This window comes from Oryzifoliimicrobium ureilyticum, from assembly GCF_037199735.1.
In the GTDB taxonomy this organism is placed as follows: Bacteria; Pseudomonadota; Alphaproteobacteria; order Rhizobiales; family Rhizobiaceae; genus Rhizobium; species Rhizobium ureilyticus.
On record NZ_JBBBVQ010000041.1, the window covers coordinates 1 to 17,552 of the forward strand.

The window sequence follows — 17,552 nt, forward strand, 5'->3', positions numbered from 1 at the left end:
CAGGCAGCCGAGGCGCATCGTCTGCTAGAAGGTCGCAAAACAACTGGCAAGGTTGTGCTACAGCCTTGGGCTGAGGCCTGACCCCTGTGCGCGGCGGGCATCGCGTCCGCCGCGGCACGCCTGTTGGATGCGGGAGGGATGCACCATGACTACTCACCTCAAATCCATGAGACCACAGCCTTTCTCAGTCAAGTGGTCGCAAGTCGATGTGGATGATGTACTGGAACAGGTGCGTAGCTACCCGCGGCCGGTCACGGCCGAAAGTGCCGATGGTTGGGAGCAGGGCTGCGATCCGGCCTATATGCGTGCGCTTCGCGATCATTGGGTCGCCCGCTATGACTGGCGCGCGGTGGTCGAAGAGCTCAATCGCTTCCCTCAGTTTACTGCGCAGGTCGAAGACATGCAGGTGCATTTCGTCCATGTCGTGGGCGAGGCAGGTGGCAATGGACCGCTTCTGCTCAGTTACGGTTTGCCCGGATCGCATCACGAGTTCTGGAAGCTGATCGAGCCGCTCGCCTCTCCGACCCGCTACGGCGGCCGCGTTGAGGATGTCATCATACCGTCGCTTCCCGGCTTCGGCTTTTCCTCCAAGCCCTCAAAGCCGATCGGTCCGCGTGCGACCGCGCGCCTGTTCAACGCGCCGATGACCGGTATTCTGGGTTACGATCGCTATCTGGCGCAGGGCGGCGACTGGGGCGGTTGGGTCACGTCCTGGCTGGGGCATGACTATCCCGAACGTGTCCGGGCGATTCATCTCAACATGGTCATATTCCAGCCTGCGGGTGGTCCAGCCGACGATGAGGAACGCGCCTGGCCTAAGCGGCAAATCCATCCATGTGAGGAATATGCGGCTTATTTCCGCATTCAGATGATGCGCCCCCAGTCGATTGCATGGCTGGCCGCGGGCAATCCTGTCGGCCAAGCGGCATGGATTGCGGAACGTTTTCACGACTGGTCGGACCTTACTGACCGCGCGATGGATGATGTCCCCCCAAAGTACGCACTGATGACCAACATCATGCTCTATGCGATGACCGACAGCTTAGCGACGGTGGCACGGTTTTATCGCGGGTTCCGTGACGAGGGCGTCTTCGCGCTTGCCGATGGCGACAGATGCGAGACGCCGACCTTCGTGATCAATTTCCCACGCGACGCGCTCTACAACGTGCCGTCGCGATCCTACTGCGATCGCACTTACAACATCTTCCGCTGGTGGGTGATGGAACGAGGCGGCCATTTCGCCGCACTCGAACAGCCCGACATTCTTCTCGACGATATCCGCTCCTTCGCCCGCGAGGCCGACTCCATGAAAGCATCTCTTCTATGAACATTCTCATCGTTTTCGCGCATCCGGAACCCCGCTCGCTCAACGGCGCGCTTCGCGACGTCGCGGTGGCGCAGCTGGAAGCCGATGGTCATGCCATTCAGGTTTCCGATCTCTATGCAATGAACTGGAAGGCCGAGATCGACCGCGCAGACTTCCCTGCTCTTGGCGCCGACGCGCGGCTGCGCGTCGCGCTATCATCGGGCGAAGCCTATGCGACCGGCACGCTAACCGACGACGTGGTCGCCGAGCAGGAAAAATTGCGCTGGGCTGATGCCGTTATCCTGCAATTCCCGATCTGGTGGTTCTCCATGCCCGCGATCCTTAAGGGCTGGGTCGAGCGCGTCTATGCACTGGGCTTCGCCTATGGTGTCGGCGAGCACAGCGACAATCGCTGGGGCGACCGTTATGGCGAAGGCGTGCTGGCTGGCAAGCGGGCAATGCTGATTGCGACGGCTGGCGGTTGGCCGGAGCATTATGGACCTCGCGGGATCAATGGACCGATCGACGATCTGCTCTTCCCGATCAATCATGGTATCCTCTTCTACCCGGGTGCCGACGTGCTGCCGCCGTACGTCGTCTACCAGGCGGACCGGACGAACGAAGCCCGGTTCGAGAAGCTGGCCGGTGAAGTCCGCGAACGGATGCAGACGCTCTTCACGATCCCGCCGATCCCGTACCGCAAGCAGAATTACGGAGACTACCAGATCCCCACGATGACGCTGCACGACGAACATCATACCGGGATGGCAGGTTTCGCCGTGCATCACACGGAATAAGTCTCAATCATCGCAACAGCAACTAACATCGGAGGACAGCAAACCATGAAGAATTTGCCTGAAACGCTAAAGCTCGAACGCCCGACGCCCGCCGTTGCCTACATCACGTTTGCCAATCCGCCGGCCAACCTCCTGACGCCTCCGACTATCGATGGCCTGCGCGCGATCATCATGGATCTGGAACAGGATCCGACGATCCAGGTTGCCGTATTCCGAACGGAGAGCCAGGACTTCTTCTTCAACCATTTCGACGGTGCAACCGCTGGCGACCTGAACCTGCCGGCGGATCCGACCGAGGCCGCTTCCTGGACGGATATGGTGCTGCGGCTGAGCAAGGCGTCGTTCGTCAGCATCGCGGTGATCCGCGGGCGCACGCGCGGCGGGGGCAACGAACTGGCGCTCGCCTGTGACCTGCGATATGCCAGTCTGGAAAAAGCCTCCTTCGGCCAGCCGGAGGTCGGAATTGGCATCGTGCCTGGCGGCGGTGGAGCCGAGCGCCTCCCGCGGACGATCGGGCGCGACCGCGCGTTCGAAGCCATTCTGACCAGCGCAGATTACGACGCGGAGATCGCAGAGCGCTGGGGCTGGGTGACGCGCGCGCTCCCCGACGCTGAGTTGGACGGCTTTGTCAATGCGATGATCGCCCGGCTCGCATCCTTCGACCGCAACGCCCTCGCCACGGCAAAGTCCATGGTCAACCGTGCAACCCTGCCGCCAGATGCGGACCTCGTCACTGCCTTCCGTGAGTTCATGGGAACCTTGACCCGCCCGGGTTTTTACGCGCGCGCTGGCGCTCTAGGGGAGCTCGTCGCGCAGCACGGCATGGATGTCGAGATGCGGCTGGGCGAATTCCTTTCGGACGTCAATCCTGCGCGTTGAGCCAGTGCCAACACGGAGGAAAGTGCCATGAGCAACACAGCAATTGCCGCTTCATTTTTCGATGCTCTTGCCCGCGAAGACGAGCAGGCTTTGCGCGCGATCTGCGCACGGGATTTCAAGCCGCAGCAGAACGGCGCTCCACCACTGACCTTGGATGCCTTACTGGGATTTGCGAAGGCGGTGCATGCAGTTCTGAAGGATTTCCAGTATGCTGATCCGGTATGCTCCGCGACGAAGACAGGCTTCGTGCAGGAGCATTCTGTGCGTGGTACGCTGCCAAATGGTGCAGCGGTGGATCTTGCCGTCTGCGTGGTCGGCGATATCAGTGGCGAAAGGCTTGTTGCCGCTCGCGAATATTTTGATAGTGCGTCAGCGTCCGAGCTTTTGGCGGAATTAGGCAATCGACCGGGCTGATAAAGTGGGCTTGCAGGGGGTGCGAGCGTCTAGAGCACCTCCACTTTATGCCGGGTCATAACTGCAGGCAGTGAAGTAATTCGCACACTCATTCGGCGTGAAGGATTTGACGATTTCGCCAACCGTGTTCCATACGCCTTCGATGGAACGCTCGGCGTTTGCCCTGAGCGTTACCTTCAGTTTGGAAAAGGCATTCTGAATCGGATTGAAGTTTGGACTGTAGGGCGGCAGGAACAGCAGGCTGCATCCGGCGGCTTCGATGGCGAGGCGGGCACCCTCGATTTTGTGGGCGGGTAGATTGTTTATGACGACGATGTCGCCGGGGTGAGAGTGGGGAAAGGAACCAGCTCGACATAGGCTTTCAAGGCGACGCCGTTCAGGTTCGAGGCCAGGATCGTGCCGGATCCATCCCAGACATAAAGCAAGCGATCAAGACGCTTTGCGCGGAAGACATACACGTCACCTCAGAACGGGATCCGCCACTGGCGCTGACGCAAGCAAAGCGGCCAAGCCAATCATGCCGCGCCGAAAGTCGACGGGCTGCGTGGCGATCATGATCTTCCGGCTAACAGCAGGAAATCCGATCGCCGGAGGTACCGAAGATCCGTCAACATCGCCTGATTGCCTGATCTGCCCAGTCAGCAAAAACAGCTCACCACGGTCATGCGCGCCCCGTCGAGCTCAATCTAAATCCTACCCATAGCACGGCACGCGGCATCTAGCGCCGTCGCGTGTTGCGAGGCTTTGCCGTCATCACATGGCTCAGTTCTGCACGGAAACCAACTCGCAACCATTCGGACGGTGCATGTGCGAATCTTCAGGAGAAGATTTGTTGGTCGCTTTGCTTGTCATAGACCCTACTTCTCACGAGTTGGGGTCTCCGGCAACGCCGGGGCGATTCATTCTTCAGAAGCTCGCTCGGCGGACGAGGCGCGGTGAGTTCAAGAAATGTTGTGGGGAGGAACGTCCGCTTATACGCTCCAGAACCAACCGCGCTGCATGCCTTCCAAGATCGCTGGCGCCCTGGTCTATTGAGGCGAGATCAACAGAATGAAGCGCCGAGTTGGGAGCGTTATCGAATCCGATGACGGCAACATCATCTGGAACTCGAAGGCCCATCGCACGCGCTTGATCAAGCAGATGGATCGCATGGAGATCGCTCCAGCAGAAATAGGCGACGGGCTTATCACAAGAGTGCAGCAATGTCCTAATTGTCTCCGGCAAGGGTTGGTCCGCGCCTTCAAGGGTTTTGGGCCGAAGATCACAAGTGACGATGTGGATAGCGTCACCGAGCCCAAGCTCCTGCATCGCTCTTTTGTAACCAACCTCTCGCTGGAAGGACACGTCGAACTCCGCAATATTGTTGCTTGGCAGCGTCAGCATGCGGATGTTGCGATGCCCGGCGTCGAAAAGCGCACGGGTCGCTATACGCGCGCCCTCGACGTCATCGACGTTCACGGTGTCGAAGTTTTGGCTGTTCGGTTCGTGGTGGCCGATCAATACGATCGGGACCTCACGTGCGAGATGGTCGAGCCGATCGAGTTCGAGATGGGGGGCGACCAGAATGATCCCATCCATGCGGTTGTCGATCATGGTTTCGATCAGATTGCTCTCGATTTGCCTTTCGCCCCGCCCCACACCGAACATCAGCTTGTAATTAGAAGCTTCGAATGTCTGTTGGATCCCCCCTACAAGTTCACTCACGAACGGATTGAGTATGTCCATCAACAGGACGCCAACGGTATAGGTCTGCCCTCTCATCCCACGCGCTGTCGTGCTTGGCCGATACCCGAGCTTTTCGATTGATTTCAACACCTTGTCGCGCATAGCGTCGCTGACGCCATAGGCATTTCTCAAAACATTCGAAACCGCAGTAACTGACACTTCGGCGTCTGCGGCAACGGTCTTAATGGTCACTTTATTGGCTTTGGACACATCATATTCCCACCATTTCGCGGGTACGAATCCCGGCGCTTCTCATGAGACTACAAAATTTTTGTTGTCCCGAAAACCATCTTGTGTAATGTTTCATGAAACGTTTCAGAAAACGTTTCACATTACTGGCGCGCTTGTCCGATGGACTGGTTGCGTCTGAGGGAGGAATGAAATGAACCGCTTCGATCAGGTCGAAGTCCCATCTGCACGCGCTGTCGCAAAGGCGTGGGTCGCCGATCTCATTGCTCCTGATTGCGATGGCGGCCGAGGCTCGCAGGCATGCTATGTGACCCAGTCGTTCGAAGTCAGCGACCTCTCCAGTCCTGTGAAGCTTGAGGTTTCAGCGCTCGGCCTTTATCGCGCCTTCGTCAACGGCCTGCGCGTGGGAAACGACCAACTCACGCCTGGCCTGACCTGCTATGACGATCGCATTGCATTTCAGTCCTACGACATTAGCGCGCTTCTCAAAGAAGGCGAAAACAGGATTGAAATTTGGCTTGGCGATGGTTGGTACAGGTCGCCCATCCTGTGGGATACGCTTCAGTTTGATTGCTGCTGGGGGGATCGGATCGGCGCAATCGCCGAGGTCCTCCAGCGAAATCAGGTGATACTTCGAACGAACGAGACCTGGAGAAGCGGCCTCCTGCCAATAATCAAATCCGAAATCTACTACGGTGAGGATTATGACGCGCGCCTCGATAAGCTCGAAAGCACGGCCGGCGTATCGGTTCTTGCTTTCGACAAAAAGCTCCTCGTCCCCCATGAAACCGCTCCGGTCCGCGAACTTGAGCCATTGTCAGCCGTGCGGAGATGGCGCGACGCCGAGGGCCGGTACCTCTTCGATTTCGGCCAAAACCTAGCAGGATATGTGCGCTTCTCGGTCAGCGGTTCCGAGGGGACACGATTGCGCGTTGAGCACGCGGAAGTCCTTGACGCCGAGGGAAATTTCGATAATCGCAATTTCCGTTCCGCCAGGGCAGAGGTCCACTACACGCTCAAGGGGCAGGGTACCGAAATCCATCAGCCTTGCTTTACGTTTATGGGCTTTCGGTATGCACGCATCTCCATTGACGGCGAGGCCGAGCTCCGCGACGTCGTTTCGGTGCCGATATCGTCTGTGCCCACTGTCGCCGGCGGCCTGACCACGGGGAACGAATCCGTCAATCGCTTGGTGCTCAACACGATCTGGTCCCAGCGCGCAAACTTTATCGAGATCCCAACGGATTGCCCGCAACGCGATGAGCGTCTTGGCTGGACCGGCGACGCGCAGGTCTTCGCGGGAACGGCTGCATGGCTCGCGGATGTCCATACCTTCCTGCGTAAATACCTTCGCGACGTCGTGCATGACCAGCGGCCGTCCGGGGCGATCCCGCATTTCTCGCCGGATCCGACCCGGCTCCACCAGGAGCGTTTTTCAGGCCTTTGGGCTGGATCTACAGGATGGGGCGACGCGATTACCGTCATACCGTGGCAGCTCTATCTTCACTATGGAGACAAGAGCGTCCTGAAAGAATGCTTTCCCGCAACGTTGAGGTGGCTCGATTACCTCTGGAATATCTCCGACGGTCCAATCATTCGTCCAGCCAGCGCCTGGGGTGCTGACGGCTTCACTTTTGGCGATTGGCTGCAGCCGACGGGCAGCACTGTTAAACCCCGACCGACCATCGGGGATGACTGTGCCGCCACGCTCTACCACTATATTTCGACCACTCTCGCCTTGAAGTTTGCGGAGATTCTTGGCGAGGAACGCGAGGCTGGACGCCTTCGCCTGCGGGTGGAGCAGATACGATCGGCCTTCGTACGCGAGTACTACAGTCCAGCCGGACGGCTCGCTCATAACGATCAAACCTCGTACGCACTCGCATTCCTCTACGATCTTGTGCCCCACGAGCATTTTGAAGCCTCCAGATCCTACTTCCGCAAGATCATTGAAGACGCGGAGTTTCTGATCGGCACGGGGTTCATTGGCACTCCAGCGCTTCTTCCCGCCCTCACCAAACTCGGGATGCACGACCTGGCTGAAAAGGTCTTTCTCAACCGTCGCGCTCCGGGATGGCTTTATCAAGTCGAGCTTGGCGCGACGACGATCTGGGAGCGTTGGGATGCTCTTGGCCCACATGGCGAGATCTACGACCCGGAAATGAACAGCTATAATCACTACGCCTATGGGGCGGTGTGCCAGTGGCTTTTCGAAGATATTGCAGGGATCGCCCCAAGCGCTCAAGGACCTGGCTTTGACACAGTGCTCCTTAAGCCGACGATCATTGCGCCGTTGAGTCCGGTATCAGCCTGGCACGACACTCACCGTGGTCGCCTGCAGGCAAGTTGGACCCTATCCGATCACGCGGTCGAATATTCGGTGACACTCCCCGACGGAAGTCACGGGCTGCTGTTGCCCAACGCCCGGCATACCGACGTACACGTCGACGGCCAAGCAGTTGAGGTTGGCCCCGACGGGCACCTTTTGGCCTCCGGGCCGCATCAAATCAGGTTCAGGGTGTCCTGAACCTGGCCGCCAGCGTTTTTGGCACTTTATGGGAGGAGTGAAAATGAACACGAGACTGCTTCTGACCGCCGCGTTCGCCGTGGCGGCCAACCTCATGGCAAGCGCCGCCTTTGCCGATGTCACACTGTCGTATCTCATCGACGATGGCGCAGACACTCATGCTGTGGCAGATGCTCTTGCGGAAGCCTTCACCAAGAAGAATCCCGACATCCATATCGATATCGAGGTTCGCCCCGGCGGGTCGGATGGGGACAATCTCATCAAGACGCGTCTCGCCACCGGCGAGATGTCCGACATGTTCATGTATAATTCCGGTTCCTTGCTTAAGGCGCTGAAGCCGGAGCGCACTCTGTTGAATCTGTCGGACCTGCCCGCGATGGAAAGGATTGAGGACAAGTTTAAGCAGGCCGTAACAGGCGCTGATGGCGGCATCTACGGCGTACCCCTTAACACCGCCATGGGCGGCGGCATCCTCTACAACATCGACGTCTACAAAAAGCTCGGCCTGAAGGTTCCCAAAACCTGGGCGGAATTCATGGACAACAACAAAGCCATCAAGGCAGCGGGAATCGTTCCGGTTGCTCAAACGTATGGCGATCCGTGGACCAGCCAGATGATCGTGCTGTCAGATTATTTCAATATCCAAGCCGCCAATCCGGGCTGGGATGTTGAATTCACCAATAACAAGGCAAAATTCGCGACGACGCCAGCAGCGCGAAGAAGCTTCGAGAAACTTGAAGAACTATATAAGGCCGGGTACCTCAACGAGGACTTCGGCGCGGCCAAGTTTGACGAAGGCATCGCGATGGTCGTTGACGGCACTGCTGCCCACTACCCGATGCTCACGTTCGTCAACGGGAACATCAAGCAGAATTTCCCCGATAAGATTAATTCGGTCGGCTTCTTTGCGCAGCCAGGCGACAGTCCCGACAAGAACGGGTTAACCGTCTGGATGACCGGCGGCATCTACATACCCAAGACGACTGAGCATCCTGAAGAGGCCAAGAAGTTCCTAGACTTCGTTGCCTCGGTAGAAGGCTGCAATATCCAGACGGAAACGAGTGCCGTCCAAGGGCCCTATTTTGTCAAGGGTTGCACGCTACCAACCAACGTGCCGCGCATCGTGTCCGACATGCTGCCGTACTTCGAAAAAGACAGCATGAACTCCCCGGCGCTGGAATTTCTGTCGCCTGTGAAGGGCCCCGCTCTTCAGCAGTTCACTGTCGAAGTGGGTTCTGGAATTCGCTCGGCAGCAGATGCCGCGGCTCTTTACGACCTCGACGTCGAAAAGCAGGCCAAGCAGTTGGGCCTTCCAAACTGGTAATCTCGCGCCCCGAGCCGCCCAGAAGGAATATTTCGATGCAACGCAAGTCGCCGTACCCTTACACGTTCGTCACGCCAGCAGCCGTAGTCTACACCGTGCTGTTTCTCGTGCCGACCGTGGCGTCATTTTACTTTTCGCTTACCCGCTGGGATTTGTTCGATAGCGTGTTCATTGGCGTTGATAACTTTGTACAGTTTTTCAAGGAGCCATTCCTCATTCAGGGCTTGGTCAACACGATCATCTTTGGGTTCCTTACGTCTGGCGCCAAAGTCGTACTTGGACTGCTCTTGGCGGTCTTGCTCACCTCCGGCCTTTACGGGCAGGGGTTTCTCCGCACTCTGATTTTCTTTCCTGTCCTCGTCTCGACAATCGGCATTGGACTGACCTTTGCGGAACTTATGCATCCTACGCGCGGCGCAATAAATGTCGCGCTCGAAGCCATCGGGATCGAAGGCCCGGGATGGTTGACGAACCCAACCTTAGCGCTCTTCTCAGTGGCCCTCGTTGATATCTGGAAAGGCGTGGGACTGGCGACCCTCATCTATATCGCTGGTCTGGCTGCCATCAGTCCGGACTACTACGAAGCGGCTAAGATCGATGGTGCGACCAGATCCCAGCAGTTCTGGCGCGTGACCGTGCCGCTGGTTCGCCCTGCGACCATTACGGTGGTGACCCTCTCGCTGATCAGCGGCCTAAGGACGTTCGACATCATTTGGGCAATGACCGGAGGAGGACCTGGCTTCTCCTCGGACGTGCTTGCCAGCGTGGTTTACAAGCAATATCAGGCTGGCTTCTACGGCCTGTCGACAGCAGGCAACGTCATGCTCTTCCTCATGATCGCTATTCTCGTACTCCCTTTGACGTACTGGCTTAACAAGCGGGAGATCGACCTATGACCCGGCGTCAATACGTGACAGGGGCCATATCGCTCCTAGTCGGCAGCATCCTGTTTCTCGTGCCGTTCCTCTTTGTGTTTCTAACCGCCGCCAAAACGAAAACCGAGGCTGCACGACTTACTTTCTCGTTGCCGGAGAACTGGAACCTTGTTGATAATTTTCTCCAGGTTATCCAAGCACGCAATTACATGCTGTTGCTTGCCTACTTCAACTCTACTCTGATCACGGTGGGTGCGGTCACGCTGCTTGTCATCTTCTCCGCCATGGTCGGTTATGTTCTCCAACGCCGCCCTTCGGATTGGAACAAGGTGATCTACGGCTTTGTGCTCGCCGGACTGATGATCCCGCCCGCGGTGGTGCCGACGATCTGGGTGCTGCAAGAACTTCATCTCTTCAAGACGATGTTCGGCCTCATTCTGATCCATGTCGCTTATGGTCTGCCATTCTCAGTCCTGTTGTTCCGGTCTTTTATTGCGACCGTTCCAAGGGAACTGGACGAGGCCGCAATTTTGGACGGTGCCCGGCCGTGGCAGGTTTTCTTCAAGGTAATTCTGCCACTAATGAAACCCGTCACTGTTACCTTAATCGTGGTGCAGTCCGTGTTCATCTTCAATGACTTCACCAACGCGCTCTACTATCTGCCCGGCAAGGAAAACGTCACCGTTCAGTTGACGCTTTACAATTTCAAAAGCCAGTTCGCGACCCAGAACAATTTGCTGTTCATGAATATCCTTCTTGTGACGATACCGCCCCTGATCGTCTTCGTCTTCTTCAATCGTCAAATCGTCGCCGGCATGACCGCTGGTGCAGTGAAAGGATAATCAGTTGGCGCGCGTCGTACTCAAAGACGTCCGGAAGAGCTTCGGCCTTGTCGATGTTATCAAAGGAATCAACCTGACAATCGAGGACGGGGAGTTCTGTGTCTTCGTGGGCCCGTCGGGTTGTGGCAAGTCCACGCTCTTGCGCACGATTGCAGGACTGGAGGTTCAAACCTCCGGCACGCTCCAGATCGGTGATACCGATGTTTCCAATCTGGAGCCGTCCAAGCGCGGTGTCGCGATGGTCTTCCAAAGTTATGCGCTGTACCCGCATCTAACGGTGCGGGAAAACATCGGTTTTGGACTGAGCCTGGCGAAAACACCGAAACCCGAGCTGAACCGTATCGTTGAAGGAGCCGCGGAGACACTTCAATTGATGCCGCTCCTCGACCGGAAGCCAAAAGCGCTGTCCGGCGGCCAACGCCAACGTGTCGCCATCGGCCGCGCCATCGTGCGCAATCCAAAAGTCTTCCTATTCGACGAGCCCTTGTCCAACCTCGACGCGGCCCTGCGATCGCAGATGCGCATAGAGCTGTCCGACCTTCACAGCAAGCTCGGCGCGACCATGATCTATGTGACGCATGATCAGGTCGAGGCGATGACCATGGCTGATAAGATCGTCGTTCTCAACGGCGGCCGGATCGAACAAGTCGGCAGCCCCATGGAGCTCTATAACAATCCCGCGACGCCGTTCGTGGCCGGATTCATTGGCAGCCCGCAAATGAACCTGTTCGAGGGCGGGGTCGCCGCGAAGATGGGCTGCAAGACCTATGGCATCCGGCCTGAGCACTTGGCGTTGAGCAATACCTCCGGCACGTGGAAAGGCCAGGTTCGTCACATCGAACGCCTCGGAGCGGAAACCATCGTCCATCTCACGGTGCCTGAGCTCGGTGCCTTGGTCGCACGCAGTACGGGCGACACTGAGTTGGCCATCGGCGCTGAGATTTGGGCCACACCGGTCCCCGGCAAAGAGTTTCGCCACGGTTAACGTTTAGCTTCCCTGAGGAATTTGGAAATGAGCAGTAAACGCATCGAGGATTTGGTCAACGACATGACGCTTGAAGAGCAGGTCAGCCTGCTCTCGGGCGAAGGTTCCTGGTCGGTAGCCCCAATCCCACGTTTGGGTGTCGGGTCGCTGGTCGTCACGGACGGACCGAACGGTGCCCGAGGCGGTGGCGGGCTTCTCGATGGCGTGAGCGCAGCGGCGTTCCCGGTGGGCATCTCGCTCGGCTCGACGTGGAACCCCGACCTCATGGTCCAGATCGGCGCGGCGTTGGCCGACGAGGCGCGGGACAAGGGCGCCCAGGTGCTCCTGGGCCCGACGATCAATCTTCAGCGAGGTCCGCTGAACGGCCGAAATTTCGAATGCTTCTCGGAAGACCCCATGCTTACGGGCGCCTTGGCGGTCGGATATGTGAGGGGCCTGCAGGCCAATGGCGTCAGCGCCATGCCCAAGCACTTCATCGCCAACGAAAGCGAGATCGACCGGGCTGAAGTCTCATCCGATGTCGACGAGCGGACGCTGCGGGAACTCTATCTTTTGCCATTTGAGCGCGCCGTAAAGAATGGCGGCGCGTGGGCCGTNGCGCCATGCCCAAGCACTTCATCGCCAACGAAAGCGAGATCGACCGGGCTGAAGTCTCATCCGATGTCGACGAGCGGACGCTGCGGGAACTCTATCTTTTGCCATTTGAGCGCGCCGTAAAGAATGGCGGCGCGTGGGCCGTTATGTCGAGCTACAATCGCCTGAACGGCACGTTTACATCTGAGCATCCGTGGCTGTTGAATCAAGTGCTCCGCCAGGAATGGGGATTCGACGGTGTCGTGTGTAGCGACTGGTATGGATCGCACTCGACGGTCGAGACGATCATGGCGGGGCTGGATATCGAGATGCCTGGGCCAACCCGCGACCGCGGGGCCAAGCTGGTCAAAGCGGTGGAGGACGGTGTGGTGCCTCGAGAGGTGGTGCGGCGTGCGGCACTGAACGTCTTGCGGCTCATGGAACGGTGCGGTGCCCTCGACAACATGGAAGAGCGCAAGGAAATTGCCGTCGAACGCCCCGAAACCCGGGCGCTTATCCGTCGCGCAGGTGCAGAGGGCACGGTTCTGCTCAAGAACAAGGGACAGGTTCTGCCGCTCGCCGCCAATACTCGCATCGCGCTCATCGGACCAAATGCCATGACTCCCAGAATCATGGGAGGCGGCTCTTCTCAGTTGAACGCGCATCGCCAAGTAAGCATCTGGGACGGCATGGTGGACGCCGTTGGGGCCGACAGGCTATCCCATGCCATGGGTTGCAGGAACAATCGCTTTGAACCCTTGTTGACTGGCGACATCACCATCGACTGGTTCGACAACCTCGACCTCTCCGGCCCGGTCGCGTGCTCGACACGACCTGATTCCGCAGCATTGTTCCTCAATCGCGACAACTTCGAGGGTATCTCAGTCAACCCGAAGCGGTTTTCGCTGCGGCTGCAGGGCCGCTTTATACCGGAGGTTAATGGCCGATATCGCATCGGCATGCACTGCGCGGGACGGGCGCGCGTTCTGCTTGATGGTGTCCAGGTCATTGAGGCTTGGGAGTCATGGACACGCGGCGCGACGTTCTTCGAGGAAGGTTGCGACCCTAGAACCGTTGATGTGGAGTTGAAAGGCAATCAGGCTTACGACATTTGCGTGGAGTTTCGTAGCGAAACACATTTCGTACACGACTTCTCCGCTTTCTATCTGGGCGTAGGAAAGCCTTCCACAGAGGCAGATCTCAAGGCTGCAGCGGACATCGCAGGGACCGCAGACGTGGCTGTCGTTTGCATTGGTCGCAACGGCGAGTGGGACACTGAGGGATGGGATTTGCCTTCTATGACCTTACCGGGCGATCAAGACGAACTCGTCTTTGCCGTGTCAAAACAGGCCAAGAGGACAGTTGTTGTGCTTCAGACCGGGGGACCGGTCGAGATACCATGGCTTGATGAGGTCGACGCGGTCATTCAGGCCTGGTATCCAGGCCAGGAAGCTGGTCACACCATTGCCGATATCTTGACCGGGTCAGTCGAACCTTCAGGGCGTTTGGCGCAGAGCTTCCCGAAAACGCTCAAAGAAGCTCCCAACCTTACCAGCGATCCGCTGACTTATCCCGGTATCGACGGACATGTTCGCTACGAGGAGCGCCTGAATATCGGCTATCGCCATCATGACACCCGTGGGATCGAGCCCCTGTTTCCGTTCGGACACGGTCTTGGCTACTCTACTTTCATAGTTGAGAGCTCAGAGGTTGATACTCGAGACTTTGCGCTGACGGGGAGGGTTCGAGTAGATATGATGCTCCATAACAGTGGGACCCGAGACGGTCGTGCAGTGCCTCAGCTATACGTCGGGATGACGAACGCGCCGGCATTCCGTCCGGCTAAAGAGCTGAAGGCCTTTTCAAAAATATACGTTCAATCCGGAGCGCGCAAACCTGTGACACTCGATCTTTGCGCCCGCGACTTCGCGTGGTTTGATGTTGAGCGTCAGAAATGGATCGTAAGTCCCGGGGAATATGTGCTCCGCCTGGGCCTCTCTGCAGCTGACACCACCATAATCGGTACTTTCGTCAGACAAGAAGAGATCGTGCTCGCGGCCTAGCGGCCGGATGCTGTGTTGGCGGGTCTTTCGTTCAGACAACGGCCACGATTTGAACGCTTCTGTCTGCGGCGATCAAGACGAGATCGAAGCAACTAACCGCGTTCGGTATCAGGAACGCCAAGCCCGCGACACCTGCGAAGTCCGGCGACGCATCCGGTCCGGAAGGTCTTCTGTTGCCCGTTTATCGTTCTTCTATAATGTTCCCGAACTCGTTTTCATATCGCGGTAAAGATCGTCACCGTGATAGACGTGTTTGTTGTGTCCAGCATATAAGTAGCTTTCATAAATGAAGTTACGAGAAGTAGAAGGCTATGAGGACAAAATCCTTTTCTGGAATGCGATGCTCGATGGCGGGCGCATTGGATATTATAGGAGACCGCTGGGGGCTTTTGCTGATACGAGATCTGCTGTTAGGGTTGAGCCGCTATGATGAGCTACGCACCAGCACCGGAATTCCTCCGGCAACCCTGGCAGCAAGGCTCAAGCATCTTGTCGATGTCGATTTGGTCGAGCGCGTCCGTTATCTCGACCGTCCTCCGCGCGACGAATATCGTCTTACTGAGAAAGGCAGGAGTCTCTGGAAAGTTGGCGTCGCACTTCGGGAATGGGGTGATGCGTGGAATGCGAGCGGGTTTGGAATTCCGATGGAGATGATCGATAGCGAGACGGGTCATCCTGTCATGTTAGACCTTGTCGATATTGAGACTAAGCAGGCAGTACCGCTTGAGCGCGTGGAACTACGCGCAGGTCCGGCAGCGGACGAGGCTGTGCGGAACTTGCTAGCCGCAAGAAGCTGAGTGCGATCATGAAAGAAAACAAATTCCAGAGCCGCGATGAGCGCGGCTGCCAGAATGGTTAGAAGCGTGCGACGGGCTCAAGTTTTTCAACGAGATTGGCGGTGAAGTCTTACCCCGCCGAAGCCATGGCAAACGAGGGGATAAATTGGTCTTTAGATCGCAACCGCCGCCGTCGGCCCGGGCCGCACAGAAAGAGCAATTTGTTACTCGCTTTCTGTTCGACGGGCTCGCCCGGCGAAGGTTTATTCTCATCGTGAAGTCCGGCAGTTTTTTGCGGCCAATGCAGAAAAATAGCCATTTATTCCGGATCATTATGCGTATCATATATAAATAAATTATTGTAAAAAACCCCTCTGATGAAATACACTAACAATATATAAAAATGTCGAATTCTGCTTCGAACAAAAGCCTCATGATATTAATATTGTTATCAATTCGGAAAAGTTAATAACCATCGCGAAAATAATATAATTAAAGCGAAATCCCTCATTTTCTTTAAGTTTCCAACAAGCAGTCGGCGCGATATATTTTGTCTGCAAGTCTCAACAAAATCATGCAAGTTCCATAAAATATATTACGCCACATACAATCTTTGATTGCATTTTTACTCAAGCGGCTTTATTGAGGACTAGCTCGTGACCTGTCCCCCCCTGACAATTTACGGAGTGACATATGCAACGTTTGCTGGACAAGTTGACCGATCTTGCCGCGCTTCGGGGTGACGAAGATGTCCTCAAAGATGCTCTGACCCATCTGGCGAACGAAGCGGGATTTTCTGGCTACGCATATCTGTTCATCCGACCGGGCCATACCATCGCTTCATCGAATTACCATGCCGAATGGCGGTCGATCTATTTCAACCGAAAATTCGAGGCGATCGACCCGATCGTAAACCGCGCAAAGTCGCTGAAGCGGGTGTTTACGTGGAGCGGTGAGGCAGACAGGCGCCGTCTGACGAAGGAAGAGCGAAGGTTCTTTGACCGGGCTGCTGATTTCGGGATCCGCTCCGGGATCACCATCCCCATCAAGGCGGCCCATGGATCGATGTCCATGTTCACGCTTGCTTCCGATAAGCCTGCACTTGAACTCCAACGCGATATCGATCCCGTCGATGCGGCGGCCGCCGTCGGCCAGCTTCACATCCGCATGTCGTTCTTGCCTATGAGACCGACCGATCAAAACCCGGCCTGGCTCGACCCGAAGGAGGCTGCCTATCTTAACTGGATCGCCGTCGGTAAAACCATGGAGGAGGCTGCCGCACTGGAGGGCGTCAAATACAATTCCGTCAAAAGCAAGCTCGAAGAGGCCAGGAAGCGGTTTCAGATTCATACCATGCCGCACCTCGTTGCGCTGGCCATCCGAGCGGGGCTCATCTGATCGACGGCATCAATTGACGGATACGTTCGGGATATAGCCCAGGATCCTTGTCAGCGTATTGAGGGCGCTCATCTGCGCGTGCATCGCGATCATCGCCTCCACGTATTCGAGATGCTGCTCTCCACCTGCGGCTTTTGCGGTTTTGTAGTCTTCCGGCAATGCCTGGAACAGCCGGTCAGCCTTCTCCACGAGTTGCCTGTGCAGACGGATGGCGTTGACCGTTAGAACCTCGAGATCTGCTGTGCTGAGACCCCGTGTAAGCCCGATCACTGGGCGCAGTTCACTCGTATCCGACCCGGTTGCGTCACTCAAATCCATGACTACTCCTCCCATTTTTAGTCTGCGGTCCGCTCCCGACCGCACGTGCGCGATCCCAGCCGGACCGGATATTGCACCCGGTGTATCCTTCGCGTTCTTGCTCCAGCGTATGGACATGCATCGAATCGAACGACGTGAGCTTTCTCATAGATCTCCTAACCGATCTACCCTGCCCTTTTTGTGACCAAGTGAATCTGCAACTGTTCTCAAAGTACGTTCGTTCCAATCTGTCGCGTTAGCTCGCGCTGCTTGGCGTAATCCGGATCGATCCTTTTGCATCAGGCGTTTGCGCATCGCCTTCTGCTGCAAGCGTGCAGAGCATGAGAGCCGTCTCGTAGGATTTCTCAAAGGCCGGGACCGGCAGGAATTCGAAACGCGAATGGAAATGAGAGGCGCCGGTGAAGAAGTTCGGGGTCGGCAGACCTTTGGCCGAGAGGGCGGCCCCGTCGGTTCCTCCGCGCATTGGCGTGAGCTTTTTCTCGATCCCGAGCCTGTCCAGAGCGTTGAACAATAGCTCGGCCGAGCGGTTGTCGCTTCGAAGATAGTCTCCAATGTTACGAT

General features: G+C 57.0%; 15 protein-coding genes and 3 pseudogenes. 13 read left to right on the forward strand and 5 right to left on the reverse strand.

Annotated features, from left to right (window positions below; translation table 11 throughout):
* Positions 1 to 145: 145 nt before the first annotated feature.
* Genes VQ830_RS27695 through VQ830_RS27710 form a run of 4 tightly spaced genes read left to right on the forward strand, consistent with a single transcriptional unit; the run spans position 146 to position 3,396 of the window.
* Entirely contained in the window at positions 146 to 1,327 is a 1,182-nt protein-coding gene (locus VQ830_RS27695; RefSeq protein ID WP_337271379.1) for an epoxide hydrolase family protein, read from the forward strand.
* Complete coding sequence (locus VQ830_RS27700) at positions 1,324 to 2,103, forward strand: NAD(P)H-dependent oxidoreductase (RefSeq protein WP_337271380.1); 780 nt, start codon at positions 1,324 to 1,326, stop codon at positions 2,101 to 2,103. The genes VQ830_RS27695 and VQ830_RS27700 overlap by 4 nt, the downstream gene beginning before the upstream one ends.
* Positions 2,104 to 2,148: 45 nt before the next feature.
* On the forward strand, positions 2,149 to 2,982 hold the full coding sequence (locus VQ830_RS27705; RefSeq protein ID WP_337271381.1) for an enoyl-CoA hydratase/isomerase family protein: 834 nt from the start codon (positions 2,149 to 2,151) through the stop codon (positions 2,980 to 2,982).
* Positions 2,983 to 3,009: 27 nt separating this feature from the next.
* Positions 3,010 to 3,396, forward strand: a complete 387-nt coding sequence (locus VQ830_RS27710) for a nuclear transport factor 2 family protein (protein ID WP_337271382.1) — start codon at positions 3,010 to 3,012, stop codon at positions 3,394 to 3,396.
* Between the two features lie 45 nt (positions 3,397 to 3,441).
* Here the strand turns inward: VQ830_RS27710 and VQ830_RS27715 are convergent, their stop codons facing one another.
* The 3 genes and pseudogenes from VQ830_RS27715 to VQ830_RS27725 form a co-directional block, all read right to left on the reverse strand.
* Positions 3,442 to 3,810 carry a transposase gene (locus tag VQ830_RS27715; protein WP_438618863.1) on the reverse strand — a complete coding sequence of 123 codons (369 nt, stop codon included), beginning with the start codon at positions 3,808 to 3,810 and terminating at the stop codon, positions 3,442 to 3,444.
* A pseudogene (gene tnpB / locus VQ830_RS27720) lies at positions 3,780 to 3,951 on the reverse strand (IS66 family insertion sequence element accessory protein TnpB); the annotation flags it as partial. The gene VQ830_RS27715 and the pseudogene tnpB, both read right to left, overlap by 31 nt.
* A gap of 351 nt (positions 3,952 to 4,302) precedes the next feature.
* A complete protein-coding gene (locus VQ830_RS27725; RefSeq protein WP_337271383.1) occupies positions 4,303 to 5,331 on the reverse strand; it encodes a LacI family DNA-binding transcriptional regulator in 1,029 nt (342 codons plus the stop codon).
* Positions 5,332 to 5,503: 172 nt separating this feature from the next.
* Between VQ830_RS27725 and VQ830_RS27730 the strand changes: the two genes are divergently transcribed.
* The 9 genes and pseudogenes from VQ830_RS27730 (at position 5,504) to traR (ending at position 16,673) form a co-directional block, all read left to right on the forward strand.
* Positions 5,504 to 7,837 carry an alpha-L-rhamnosidase gene (locus VQ830_RS27730; protein ID WP_337271384.1) on the forward strand — a complete coding sequence of 778 codons (2,334 nt, stop codon included), beginning with the start codon at positions 5,504 to 5,506 and terminating at the stop codon, positions 7,835 to 7,837.
* Positions 7,838 to 7,874: 37 nt separating this feature from the next.
* Positions 7,875 to 9,161, forward strand: coding sequence for an ABC transporter substrate-binding protein (locus tag VQ830_RS27735; RefSeq protein WP_438618859.1), 1,287 nt, complete (start codon positions 7,875 to 7,877; stop codon positions 9,159 to 9,161).
* A 35-nt stretch (positions 9,162 to 9,196) separates the two neighbouring features.
* On the forward strand, positions 9,197 to 10,057 hold the full coding sequence (locus VQ830_RS27740) for a carbohydrate ABC transporter permease (RefSeq protein ID WP_337271386.1): 861 nt from the start codon (positions 9,197 to 9,199) through the stop codon (positions 10,055 to 10,057).
* Positions 10,054 to 10,878 carry a carbohydrate ABC transporter permease gene (locus VQ830_RS27745; protein WP_337271387.1) on the forward strand — a complete coding sequence of 275 codons (825 nt, stop codon included), beginning with the start codon at positions 10,054 to 10,056 and terminating at the stop codon, positions 10,876 to 10,878. The genes VQ830_RS27740 and VQ830_RS27745 overlap by 4 nt, the downstream gene beginning before the upstream one ends.
* A 4-nt stretch (positions 10,879 to 10,882) precedes the next feature.
* Positions 10,883 to 11,863, forward strand: coding sequence for an ABC transporter ATP-binding protein (locus VQ830_RS27750; RefSeq protein ID WP_337271388.1), 981 nt, complete (start codon positions 10,883 to 10,885; stop codon positions 11,861 to 11,863).
* 63 nt (positions 11,864 to 11,926) lie between these two features.
* A pseudogene (locus tag VQ830_RS27755) lies at positions 11,927 to 12,453 on the forward strand (glycoside hydrolase family 3 N-terminal domain-containing protein); the annotation flags it as partial.
* Between the two features lie 12 nt (positions 12,454 to 12,465).
* Positions 12,466 to 14,499: a beta-glucosidase gene (locus VQ830_RS27760; protein ID WP_337271390.1), complete on the forward strand. Its 2,034-nt coding sequence runs from the start codon at positions 12,466 to 12,468 to the stop codon at positions 14,497 to 14,499.
* 347 nt (positions 14,500 to 14,846) lie between these two features.
* The gene (locus VQ830_RS27765) at positions 14,847 to 15,296 is read left to right on the forward strand and encodes a winged helix-turn-helix transcriptional regulator (RefSeq protein WP_337271391.1); all 450 of its coding nucleotides are present in this window, start codon (positions 14,847 to 14,849) and stop codon (positions 15,294 to 15,296) included.
* Between the two features lie 672 nt (positions 15,297 to 15,968).
* Positions 15,969 to 16,673: an autoinducer-binding transcriptional regulator TraR gene (traR, locus tag VQ830_RS27770; RefSeq protein WP_337271392.1), complete on the forward strand. Its 705-nt coding sequence runs from the start codon at positions 15,969 to 15,971 to the stop codon at positions 16,671 to 16,673.
* Positions 16,674 to 16,682: 9 nt separating this feature from the next.
* On the opposite strand, the gene VQ830_RS27775 is transcribed toward traR, so the two are convergent.
* Positions 16,683 to 16,991 carry a transcriptional repressor TraM gene (locus VQ830_RS27775; RefSeq protein ID WP_337271393.1) on the reverse strand — a complete coding sequence of 103 codons (309 nt, stop codon included), beginning with the start codon at positions 16,989 to 16,991 and terminating at the stop codon, positions 16,683 to 16,685.
* Between the two features lie 235 nt (positions 16,992 to 17,226).
* Positions 17,227 to 17,552, reverse strand: a pseudogene (locus VQ830_RS27780) (hypothetical protein); the annotation flags it as partial.